We start from the raw sequence: 10,917 nt of genomic DNA, 5'->3' as shown, positions 1-10,917 counted from the left end.
GGAAAAATAGGAGCGAAGTCGTTCGGAGCAGGTCTGAAAGCCATCGCGTCCGGAAAACTTTGAGCGAAGTCGCTCGGAGCAGGTCAGAAAGCCGTCGCGTCCGAAAAACTTTGAGCGAAGTCGCTCGGGCAGGACTGAAAGCCATGACGCGCGACATAATAAGAGCGAAGGCATTCAGCAGGCCAAATCATATATTTTCGCAAATCAAACAGTGGTGGTGCCATCGAAACCTCCCAACCTCCCTTTCATCCATATAAGGTTCGTATAGTAACACAGACCCGACCGTTCTGTCCCGGCCCTTTTTTCACGTTCCTTTCAAGAGTTCTTTGACGGGTCTCCTATTCCTATAATATAATGTACTTACTGTCTGAAGATGAGAAAGAGGTGGAGAACGTGTTAGACCGGTTAGAATCGTTAGAAGCGCGTTATGATAAGTTAAATGAACTGTTAAGTGATCCAGAAGTAATTAATGACTCCAAAAAGTTACGTGAATATTCCAAAGAACAATCCGATTTGCAGGAAGTGATCACTGCATATCGTGAATATAAAGATGTTACCTCACAACTGGATGATGCCAAAGCAATGCTCGAAGAAGACCTAGACGATGAAATGCGCGAAATGGCAAAAATGGAAATTACGGAACTATCTGAACAAAAAGAAGAACTGGAAGCAAAACTGAAAGTCCTGTTATTACCTAAAGACCCGAATGATGATAAAAACGTTATAATGGAAGTCCGCGGTGCAGCAGGCGGTGACGAAGCAGCGCTATTTGCTGGAGACCTTTTCCGCATGTACTCACGTTATGCCGAATCAGAAGGCTGGAAGATTGATATCATGGACTCCAGTACAACAGGTGTTGGCGGATACAAAGAGATCGTATTCATGATCAACGGAAACGGCGCATACTCTAAGCTGAAATTTGAAAATGGCGCCCACAGAGTACAGCGTGTCCCTGAGACAGAATCCGGCGGGCGGATCCATACATCAACAGCAACCGTTGTAGTAATGCCGGAAGCAGAAGAAGTTGAAGTAGATATCCACGAAAAAGATATCCGTGTCGACACATTCGCATCAAGCGGTCCAGGCGGGCAAAGTGTTAACACAACAATGTCCGCAGTACGACTGACGCACATGCCAACAGGGATAGTTGTCTCCATCCAGGACGAGAAATCACAAATTAAAAACAAAGAAAAAGCAATGAAAGTCCTTCGTGCAAGAATCTATGACAAGTTCCAGCAGGAAGCACAAGCGGAATATGACCAGACAAGGAAATCCGCTGTAGGGACAGGAGACCGTTCCGAACGAATCAGAACATACAACTTCCCGCAAAATCGTGTCACAGATCACCGCATCGGACTAACAATCCAGAAACTTGACCAGATCCTTGAAGGCAAACTGGCAGAAGTAATCGACGCACTAATTATCGAAGAACAAGCACAGAAAATGGAACAAATAGGTGAATAACATGACAGCACCGACAATTTACGAAGCTCTGAAATGGGCTTCTTCTTTTTTAGAAAACGCATCCCGCGAACCCAAAGTTGCAGAGATCCTTATTATGAATGAGTTAAACATGACGAAGGCTCACCTCATAAGCAGCTTACGCGATAAGATGGCGTCAGAAACGTTTTGCTCCTATAAAGCTAAAATCGAACAGCATGCACGGACGGGAATTCCCGTTCAGCACATAACAGGTAAAGAAACATTCTTTGATCGAACTTTCCAGGTGAATGCCGATGTGCTGATCCCAAGACCGGAAACAGAGGAATTAGTCTACCATGTGATCCAAACAGTGAAGAAAAAAGGCTGGTCAAATTTTACTTGTGGGGATGTCGGTACAGGTAGTGGCATTATTGCAATTACATTGGCGCTGGAGTTAGGGAAGCGTGTGGATAAGATGTTAGCAACAGATATTTCTGAAAAGGCATTGGCTGTAGCACGAGAAAATGCAGACAATCTCGATGCAGCAGTTGATTTTTTTCAGGGGAATTTCTTAACACCACTGATCGATCAGAAAGTGATGATAGATATTCTTGTTTCCAATCCTCCGTATATCGACAGAAATGAGAGCGAACAAATGGCTGACACTGTAAAAAACTTCGATCCGGAGCTTGCTTTGTTCGCAGAAAACAATGGATTGCTCGCATATGAGACAATTTTGGAACAGGCAAAGTCCGTTTTGAAAGAGAAGGCAATCCTTGCTTTCGAAATAGGTTATCAACAAGGGGAGGCAGTATCAGAGCTTATCCACAGTAATTTTCCAAAAAGTGATATACATGTATTAAAAGATATTAACGGGAAAGACAGGATCGTCATAGCAGAGATAGAAAATAAAAATTAATAGATTCATTGTTTAAAAGTTTTCGTATTTGTCCACACTGTGACTAACAAAGATTACGTTACAGGGGGAAATAAAAATGCGAAAACTTTTTTTCATAGCTGTCCTTATATTTATAATAATTGGTTTCTTTCCACAAAAGACAACAAGTACGGAAACAATGGCAATGCAGGTGATTCCGGATGATGCGATCAGACTTAGGATTCTGGCAAACAGTGACAAGGAGCAGGACCAGGCATTAAAGCATCTTGTCCGTGATGCGATCAATGAAGAAGTAACAAAATGGGTGGAGGATATGGATGATATTAATGAAGCCCGTGAGCTGATTGCTTCCCGTATTTCAGACCTTGAACAAATTGTGGAAAAGGTGTTAGCAAATGAAAATTCGGATCAGTCATATAGTGTGGAGTATAATAAAAACGTCACATTTCCAACGAAACTTTACGGTGATTACTTATATCCTGAAGGAGAATATGAAGCAATTCTCGTAACACTTGGTGAAGGAGAAGGATCCAACTGGTGGTGTGTCGTCTTTCCGCCATTATGTTTTCTTGATTTTTCTTTTGGAACGACGGTAGAAGCGGCTGAAGAAGAGGATGAGGATAAGGAGGAACCAGAAGAACAGGAAGAGGAAGAAGTAAAATATACATTTTTCTTTTTAGAATGGTTTAAATCATTAGCATAAATCTATTATTTGTTTCATATAAATATAGTATATAGTGAGACTTTTGCTCAGTGAGAGCAGATGCCTGGCGTCTGTACTAAACAAAATAATAGAGGTGATAGATGATGCATTTACAACCAACTAATTCATTAACGGAACAAGCTTTTACAGAATTCTTCGGTCAGGAAACATCATTAATCAAAGAGGATGAGATGAAGCAGTACGGCTATTTCCTCTACGATAATCACAAGGTGATTGCATATTTTGCGCTCTTCCCTGTGGATAAAATAAGTTACTGGTTACGAGCGTTTGTCATGAAGCAGGGGGCACCTGTCACATTGCCGATAACCATCATTCAGTCAGCAGAACAATTAACAGCAGATTATGGGGCAAGCCAGTTATATATTCACAGTAAGTCGGAGGCTGTAGATGATTTACTGAAACAAATAGGTTATCAACAGGAAAAACAGGGACCTAACAGGATTTTTGAAGGTACATGGTGGATAAATAAGGCACTAATTGTGGATAAATGCAGTACTTATTAACAAGTTATTAAGGGTATGTGGATATATGTAGATAAAACTGTGGATAACCAATTTATTATCCACAGTTTTTGTTTGACGAAAGGAAGAATATTGGAATAATCCACCGAAACTTGCACATTCCAAAAAATCCATCCATAATAATCAGTAGAACTTTTGATAATTGAGGGATTGAAATGGAAACGAAAATATACAGGATGGATCAACAGGCAATACAGGAAGCTGCTGAACTGGTGAAAAAAGGTGAGCTGATCGCTTTTCCGACAGAGACAGTATATGGTCTCGGTGCTGATGCGACCAGTGAAGAGGCAGTAAAAAAAATATATGAGGCAAAAGGCAGACCGTCTGATAATCCACTGATTGTACATGTGGCAGATAGACATCAGATAAAAAATTATGTGGAAGAGATTCCTCCGCTTGCAGAGCGCTTGATCGATCATTTTATGCCAGGTCCTTTTACGATAATTCTAAAAAGCAATGGCAAAATCGCACCAACAGTGACAGCCGGTCTCGATACGGTTGCAATTCGGATTCCGGATCATCCGGCAGGAAGAAATTTCATTCGGGAGACGGGACTTCCGATTGCTGCACCAAGTGCCAACATTTCCGGAAAACCAAGCCCGACAAAAGCCCGGCATGTTGCAGAAGATTTGAATGGCAGAATTGCAGGTATTATTGATGGCGGGGCAACTGGAGTCGGTTTGGAATCTACCGTTGTCGATGGGACAGGAGAACTTCCGGTAATTTTAAGGCCTGGCGGTGTAACGGCAGAAGAAATTAAAGCAATAACAGACATTGCAGAGAGCCCGGCCAGACAGGAAAGTGATAAACCGAAAGCCCCTGGGATGAAATACAATCATTATGAGCCAGATGCACCGATGATCTTAATTGATGGAGATGCCGGATTTTTTCAGCAGCAAATTAATCAGTTCTCAAGCAAAGGGGAAAAAGTTGCCGTTATTGCAAGTAATGAACTGGCAGAAAAGCTGGAGACAGAACATATCTATCAATGCGGGCCACGAATTAACTTAAAGGAAGTTGCCGTTAATTTATACGAAGCATTACGTTTTTTTAAGAAAACAGATGTGGATATAATCCTTGCAGAAACTTTTGAAGACAAAGGTATTGGACAGGCAATCATGAACCGCCTTACAAAAGCAGCGCAGGATCGGATCAGCCAGAAATAAGTTACACATAACCCCCTTGTTGGGCGCATATGCATAGAAAGAAGATGCATGTCCAGCGAAGGGGGCTATTTGATTGTGGCACTGTTACCACTAGGAGATTTTTTTTCGATTGTTTTTATGGCATTTGCTTTAGGAATGGATGCCTTTTCGGTAGGATTAGGTATAGGGATGCAGGCGATTCGGTTAAAAAGGATCTTCATCATCGGTTTAACTGTAGGGATTTTTCACATCGTTATGCCCTTTATTGGATTAATTCTCGGTACGCTTATCTCAAATAAAATTGAAGGAATCGCCATATTAGGTGCAGGGTTATTATTATGCGGAATTGGTTTCCAGATGATTTTGCAGACGATCCAGAAAAAGGAAAGTCCGTTATTGGCCCCGGCAGGTTTTGGCTTGTTCGTATTTGCCTTAACGGTAAGCCTTGACAGTTTTTCAGTAGGTTTGTCCCTTGGATTGTCGGGTCTTGCTACAGTGCTTGCGATTTGTCTGTTCGGACTGTTCAGTACATTGTTAACATGGACAGCCCTGTTAATTGGCCGCAGAACCCATCATCTGCTTGGGACATACAGTGAATTACTGGGAGGCAGTATATTGTTCGGCTTCGGCTTGCATATTTTATTCTGACCGATTTATGATATGCTATAAAGAGAATATATGTTGATGGAGGCATGAAGGATCGATGAGAATTTTATTTGTATGTACAGGTAATACATGCAGAAGCCCGATGGCGGAAGCGATGTTAAAGCATAAAACAAATCATGAAGTGAAATCTGCCGGAATGATGGCAGCAGACGGATTCCCGGCATCACAGGCCACAGCAGAAGTGTTGCAGAAAAAAGGGATTCCACTTAAACATCAGTCCAAACAGATAACAACTGAGCTGATGAACTGGGCGGAGCTTATCCTAACAATGACGCGTGGGCATAGAGACGGATTAAAACAGCAATTTCCCGAGCATGCTGGGCGTATTTTTACATTAAAAGAATTTACTAATCCTGAATTTGAAGAAGCATGGCAGCAATTGAAACAAGCATATATCAATCTGGAAGAGGCAAAAGCGGGCAATCATACGGAAAAACTCATCACCATCCAGGAAGAGATCGCACAATTAGAGGGCAGGATCAGTGATACAGATATTTTTGATCCGTTTGGGTCTAATGTCTCTGTTTATGAGAAAACATATGCTGAATTAGATAAATATCTTGATATATTAGTCAAAAAGTTGGAGAATATAGATAGATAATTTGTCATATTCAGGAGGCATAGATATGGAGAAACAGAAAAAAGGGCTTAGCCTGCGATTAAAGCTGGTTATCTTTACAACCATCCTGGCGATCGTTACATATTCTACGAGTGCGGTATTTATTTACTTTTTACAAGAAATCATAACACCGGTTGTTCCCGTTTCAGAAGTGTGGTACGTGTTAGCTGTCTTACTATTGGGGATTTTCTGGTCAGGAGTACTTGCTTTTGTCGCAGCAGGGTTTATTACAAAACCGTTAGTGAGACTGAAGGAAATTGCCAGGAAGGTAGCAGAAGGTGATTTGAATCAAAAAATCGAACCGCCAAGAACAACAGATGATGAAATTGGTGCATTGACGATTTCGTTTCAGGTAATGGTCGATCATTTGAAAACGGTCTTAACAGATATTGAAAAGCATGCAACTGAGACGACAGAATCTGTTTATAAAATGAAAGAAGCAGCATCCCGTTCTAAGCAGCAGGCAGAAGTGCTGGAAGAAACGATTGGGCACATTTCACAGGGGGCGGAAGAAACATCTGAAGCGATACAGCTTACAGCAGAGTCTGTGGATAATTCGACCCATCTTGCTTCACGGGTTGATGAAAAAGCGGATGAGTCCCAGACGAAGTCGAACGAAATGGTGAAGCAATTAACCGAATCCAATGAAATTATTAATGGTTTGGTAGAGGGAATCCTGCATATTGCAGAAAACCAGGAAAATGCTTTAGGTGATGTGAACAGGCTTTCTCAAAAAGCAAAGGAAATTGAAAATGTCATTTCACTCGTTGGCGATATCAGTGAACAGACCAATTTATTAGCGTTAAATGCATCAATTGAAGCCTCCAGAGCAGGGGAGGAAGGAAAAGGATTTGCTGTAGTTGCAGAAGAAGTGCGGAAATTGGCGGATCAGAGTTCACAGGCTGTCCAGAGCATCTCTGAACTGATTAAAGATATGCAAAAAGATGTAGAGCTTGTTGTCGGAAGTATTCAGGATCAGGTGAATCAGACAAGAGGCGAAATGACCAAAGGCCAGCAAACGACGGAAGTTCTTGAAAATATGTCAGGCTCTATCCACAGTGTTGCTGAAGCAATTAAGGAAATCTCCAGTTTAGTAGATAATCAGTTAAAAGAAATAGAATCAGCACAGGAAAAATCCCAGAATGTTGCGGCAATCGCTGAAGAGACATCTGCCAGTGCAGAAGAAATTCAGGCAAATATTGAGGAACAAGCGAATTTTGCTGAAAACTTAGAAAATTTAGCAATCGGGCTCGAAAAACAAGCACAAAACTTGAAAATTCAAATGGAGCAATTTAAGCTAAGCTAAAAGGTATTTTTAAAAATTGTGAGGAATGCTTGAATCAATTGGTAAAAATCAAGTTTTTTAAAAGGAGATATTTTTATGAAGGTCATTTTAGCATCAGATCATGGCGGGATCAATTTATCAAAAGAGATTGCTTCATTATTGGAAGAACTGAATATCGAATTTGAAGATATCGGCTGTAATTGTGCGGATTCAGTAGACTATCCTGATTACGGAATCCCTGCAGCGGAACGTGTAGCAAACGGTGAATTCGATCGCGGTATTTTAATTTGCGGCACAGGAATCGGAATGTCGATTGCTGCAAACAAAGTGAAAGGTGTACGTGCAGCACTTGTGCATGATGTATTTAGTGCGAAAGCGACACGTGAACACAATGATTCCAATATGTTGGCAATGGGTGAGAGAGTTATCGGACCGGGTCTTGCAAGAGAGATTGTACAGACATGGTTAGGTACAGAATTCCAGGGTGGACGACACGCAAACCGTATCGGTAAACTAGCTGACTACGAAAATAAATAAACAGCTGGAAGGAGAGAAGTGTGTGATGCAGTTAGAACAGTGGGCACAGGACTTGAGAAAAATAGTTGATGAATGGTTAACGCTTGATCTCCTTTCAGAAGGTGACCTGTTTGTTGTGGGATGTTCGACAAGTGAAGTTGCCGGTGAACATATCGGCACAGCAGGTAGTGAAGATATCGCAGAGGTTATTTACAATGAGCTGCAGCGTTTGCAGACAGAAACTGGCGTGTCACTAGCTTTCCAATGCTGTGAACATTTAAACAGGGCACTCGTTTTAGAAAAATCAGTAATGAAGGAACACCGGCTTGACCAGGTCACGGTCGTTCCAGTCCGTAAGGCGGGCGGTTCGATGGCCGCATATGCTTACAAACAGCTGAGAGAACCGGTTGTAGTGGAAATGATCGAAGCAGATGCAGGCATGGATATCGGTGAAACTATGATCGGAATGCATGTTAAAAGGGTTGCCGTTCCACTTCGGTTCAAACAGCGATATGTTGGCAATGCAAGAGTGAACAATGCAAAATCAAGGCCGAAATTAATCGGAGGTCCGAGAGCGACTTACTGTTAAGCTTGTAATAAAAATATGCACCTTTAAATGCTATTCACGAATAAAGGTGCATATTTTTTGTTTTTTATTCGTGAAAAAGTCTAGAATTTTTTTCTGTATAATGTTATTTTAGTATTACATGATGGAAATGACGAATATTAAAACTGAAAGCAATACACCAAAATGTTTTAGGGGGAGCAAACAATGAATCATTTGAAAGACTTTGATCCGGAACTTTTTCAATCGATGGAAGATGAGAGAAAGCGACAAAATGACAAAATTGAATTGATCGCATCCGAAAACTTCGTATCAGAAGCGGTAATGGAAGCACAAGGTTCTGTTTTAACGAACAAATATGCAGAAGGTTACCCTGGACGTCGTTACTACGGTGGCTGTGAGCATGTCGATGTTGCAGAGGATTTAGCTCGTAACCGTGCAAAAGAATTATTCGGTGCAGAATATGTGAACGTCCAGCCGCACTCTGGAGCCCAGGCGAATATGGCGGTATATTTCACAGTGCTGGAACCAGGTGATACTGTACTCGGTATGAACTTAAGCCATGGTGGACACTTAACACACGGAAGTCCTGTAAACTTCAGTGGAAAACTGTTCAACTTCGTGGATTATGGTGTAAATGAAGAAACAGAACAAATTGATTACGACGTTGTTCTGGAGAAAGCGAAGGAAGTAAAACCAAAATTGATCGTAGCTGGTGCCAGTGCATACCCTCGCCAAATTGATTTTGCAAAATTCCGCGAAATTGCTGATGCAGTGGACGCATACTTAATGGTGGACATGGCTCACATTGCTGGTCTTGTTGCAGCAGGTCTTCATCCAGATCCGGTACCACACGCACATTTTGTTACAACAACAACACACAAAACATTGCGCGGACCTCGCGGTGGTATGATTTTATGTAAAGAAGAGTTCGGTAAACAAATTGATAAAACAGTCTTCCCGGGAATGCAAGGCGGCCCGTTAATGCATGTAATTGCAGCAAAAGCTGTTGCATTAAAAGAAGCATTACAGCCATCTTTCAAAGAGTACGGCCAAAATATTATCAAAAATGCGAAGCGTTTCGGTGAAGTTCTTCAGGCTGAAGGGATCCGAATAGTATCAGGCGGTACGGAAAATCACCTGTTACTTCTTGATGTTCGCGGCTTGAACTTAACAGGTAAAGATGCTGAAGCGGCATTAGATGAAGTTGGTATCACAACAAATAAAAACACGATTCCATTCGATCCGGAAAGTCCGTTTGTAACAAGCGGTGTACGTGTCGGTACAGCTGCCGTTACATCCCGCGGATTTGGTGAAGAAGAGATGGAAGAAGTAGCAAAAATCATCGCATTTACATTGAAAAATCACGATGATGCATCAGCACTTGAAGAAGCTCGCGGGCGTGTTACCGCGTTAACAGCGAAATTCCCATTATATCAAAGATAATAGAGAATGATCCTCTTGCTTACGAGCGAGAGGATTTTTTTTATTGACGGGATATGTGGGGTGCCATAAAATGTTAGCAAGAAAGGATGTGATAGATTGATTATAAAAGCAAGACAGAAATCAGAAGAATACGTATTGTTAGAATCACTGCATGCACGAAATGCTCTGGCTGAAAAAGACAAGCAATATTTTGGCGGATTACAGAAAGGCTATGAAGGAGAAGTATTATTCGATTCATGGATGGAAGAGGAGTTGACTGCAGACTGCCTGATCATCAATGACTTATTGCTAAAACAGAGGAATAACCATTTTCAGATGGATACACTCATGCTTCTTGCGGGAAATATTTTTCTGTTTGAAGTGAAAAATTTTGAAGGCGATCATTATTATGATTCAGGACATCTCTATCTGATGAAATCGAAAGAAGAGAGAAACAACCCTCTGCTCCAAATTGAAAGAAATGTATCATTACTTCGCCAACTGCTGCACTCACAAAACTATAAGGCAAATATTTATGCCTACGTAGTTTTTGTAAACCCCGAATTCACCTTGTACCAGGCACCTCTTGATAAACCCATCATTTATCCCTCCCAAATCCGGAGATACCTTCAACAGTTCAATCAACAGACTGCATCAATCACAGCGCGAGAACGCCAACTTGCACAAAACCTGACCTCCCAGCATATAGAAAAATCACCCTATTCCCAATTGCCGGATTATAATTTTAATCAGTTAAAAAAAGGGATTTTCTGCCCGAATTGCGGGTCATTTGCTCTGGATGTAAGGAGATACAAGTACACTTGTGAGAAGTGCGGGAAGTCGGAATCAATACAGAATTCTTTGTTGCGAAGTATTAGAGAATTTCAATTACTTTTCTCCCAGGAAAAAATAACAACAAATAAGATGTATGAATGGTTAGGGGCTTCCTTCGAAAAAAGTAGAATTCAGCGGCTGTTAAATGAAAATTTGAAAAAGAAATATCACGGGAATATGACTTATTATGAATAAAGCTATCCCTCAACATTCATGCTGACGGAAAGTTGACCCTTAGTGTTGAGGATGGGTTGAATGCCATGGCGTCCGGGAAAATTTGAGCGAAGTAGTTCAGAG

At 41.4% G+C, this 10,917-nt stretch carries 12 protein-coding genes; all 12 read left to right on the top strand.

Translation table 11 applies throughout. The features are described 5' to 3' along the window. The first annotated feature begins 393 nt into the window (after positions 1 to 393). The 12 genes from prfA (at position 394) to BMW36_RS19870 (ending at position 10,815) form a co-directional block, all read left to right on the top strand. Positions 394 to 1,464 carry a peptide chain release factor 1 gene (gene prfA, locus BMW36_RS19925; RefSeq protein ID WP_089744403.1) on the top strand — a complete coding sequence of 357 codons (1,071 nt, stop codon included), beginning with the start codon at positions 394 to 396 and terminating at the stop codon, positions 1,462 to 1,464. 1 nt (position 1,465) lies between these two features. Further along, positions 1,466 to 2,341, top strand: coding sequence for a peptide chain release factor N(5)-glutamine methyltransferase (gene prmC / locus BMW36_RS19920; protein WP_089744401.1), 876 nt, complete (start codon positions 1,466 to 1,468; stop codon positions 2,339 to 2,341). A gap of 76 nt (positions 2,342 to 2,417) precedes the next feature. Continuing rightward, complete coding sequence (gene spoIIR, locus BMW36_RS19915; protein ID WP_089744399.1) at positions 2,418 to 3,023, top strand: stage II sporulation protein R; 606 nt, start codon at positions 2,418 to 2,420, stop codon at positions 3,021 to 3,023. A gap of 101 nt (positions 3,024 to 3,124) precedes the next feature. Further along, on the top strand, positions 3,125 to 3,547 hold the full coding sequence (locus tag BMW36_RS19910) for a hypothetical protein (protein WP_139180352.1): 423 nt from the start codon (positions 3,125 to 3,127) through the stop codon (positions 3,545 to 3,547). A 173-nt stretch (positions 3,548 to 3,720) separates the two neighbouring features. Next, positions 3,721 to 4,731, top strand: coding sequence for an L-threonylcarbamoyladenylate synthase (locus tag BMW36_RS19905; RefSeq protein WP_089744395.1), 1,011 nt, complete (start codon positions 3,721 to 3,723; stop codon positions 4,729 to 4,731). 48 nt (positions 4,732 to 4,779) lie between these two features. Then, positions 4,780 to 5,358 (top strand): manganese efflux pump MntP, encoded by a 579-nt coding sequence (locus tag BMW36_RS19900; protein ID WP_089744393.1) that lies wholly within the window; start codon positions 4,780 to 4,782, stop codon positions 5,356 to 5,358. 55 nt (positions 5,359 to 5,413) lie between these two features. Then, complete coding sequence (locus tag BMW36_RS19895; RefSeq protein ID WP_089744391.1) at positions 5,414 to 5,977, top strand: low molecular weight protein arginine phosphatase; 564 nt, start codon at positions 5,414 to 5,416, stop codon at positions 5,975 to 5,977. 25 nt (positions 5,978 to 6,002) lie between these two features. Continuing rightward, positions 6,003 to 7,301: a methyl-accepting chemotaxis protein gene (locus tag BMW36_RS19890; RefSeq protein WP_089744389.1), complete on the top strand. Its 1,299-nt coding sequence runs from the start codon at positions 6,003 to 6,005 to the stop codon at positions 7,299 to 7,301. A 75-nt stretch (positions 7,302 to 7,376) separates the two neighbouring features. Further along, entirely contained in the window at positions 7,377 to 7,817 is a 441-nt protein-coding gene (gene rpiB / locus BMW36_RS19885; protein ID WP_089744387.1) for a ribose 5-phosphate isomerase B, read from the top strand. Positions 7,818 to 7,842: 25 nt separating this feature from the next. Next, positions 7,843 to 8,385, top strand: coding sequence for a TIGR01440 family protein (locus tag BMW36_RS19880; protein ID WP_089744385.1), 543 nt, complete (start codon positions 7,843 to 7,845; stop codon positions 8,383 to 8,385). A 183-nt stretch (positions 8,386 to 8,568) separates the two neighbouring features. After that, positions 8,569 to 9,807 (top strand): serine hydroxymethyltransferase, encoded by a 1,239-nt coding sequence (glyA, locus tag BMW36_RS19875; RefSeq protein WP_089744383.1) that lies wholly within the window; start codon positions 8,569 to 8,571, stop codon positions 9,805 to 9,807. 96 nt (positions 9,808 to 9,903) lie between these two features. Further along, on the top strand, positions 9,904 to 10,815 hold the full coding sequence (locus BMW36_RS19870; RefSeq protein ID WP_089744381.1) for an NERD domain-containing protein: 912 nt from the start codon (positions 9,904 to 9,906) through the stop codon (positions 10,813 to 10,815). Positions 10,816 to 10,917: the final 102 nt, after the last annotated feature.

It is taken from the genome of Gracilibacillus ureilyticus, assembly GCF_900111195.1.
GTDB lineage: Bacteria > Bacillota > Bacilli > Bacillales > Amphibacillaceae > Gracilibacillus > Gracilibacillus ureilyticus.
This window is presented reverse-complemented; position numbering and strand designations above follow the sequence as displayed.

Coding starts and splice junctions, on each gene's coding strand:
- prmC (WP_089744401.1), top strand. CDS start 1,466: ATGACAGCACCGACAATTTACGAAGCTCTGAAATGGGCTTCTTCTTTT.
- spoIIR (WP_089744399.1), top strand. CDS start 2,418: ATGCGAAAACTTTTTTTCATAGCTGTCCTTATATTTATAATAATTGGT.
- BMW36_RS19910 (WP_139180352.1), top strand. CDS start 3,125: ATGATGCATTTACAACCAACTAATTCATTAACGGAACAAGCTTTTACA.
- BMW36_RS19905 (WP_089744395.1), top strand. CDS start 3,721: ATGGAAACGAAAATATACAGGATGGATCAACAGGCAATACAGGAAGCT.
- BMW36_RS19900 (WP_089744393.1), top strand. CDS start 4,780: ATGTCCAGCGAAGGGGGCTATTTGATTGTGGCACTGTTACCACTAGGA.
- BMW36_RS19895 (WP_089744391.1), top strand. CDS start 5,414: ATGAGAATTTTATTTGTATGTACAGGTAATACATGCAGAAGCCCGATG.
- BMW36_RS19890 (WP_089744389.1), top strand. CDS start 6,003: ATGGAGAAACAGAAAAAAGGGCTTAGCCTGCGATTAAAGCTGGTTATC.
- rpiB (WP_089744387.1), top strand. CDS start 7,377: ATGAAGGTCATTTTAGCATCAGATCATGGCGGGATCAATTTATCAAAA.
- BMW36_RS19880 (WP_089744385.1), top strand. CDS start 7,843: ATGCAGTTAGAACAGTGGGCACAGGACTTGAGAAAAATAGTTGATGAA.
- glyA (WP_089744383.1), top strand. CDS start 8,569: ATGAATCATTTGAAAGACTTTGATCCGGAACTTTTTCAATCGATGGAA.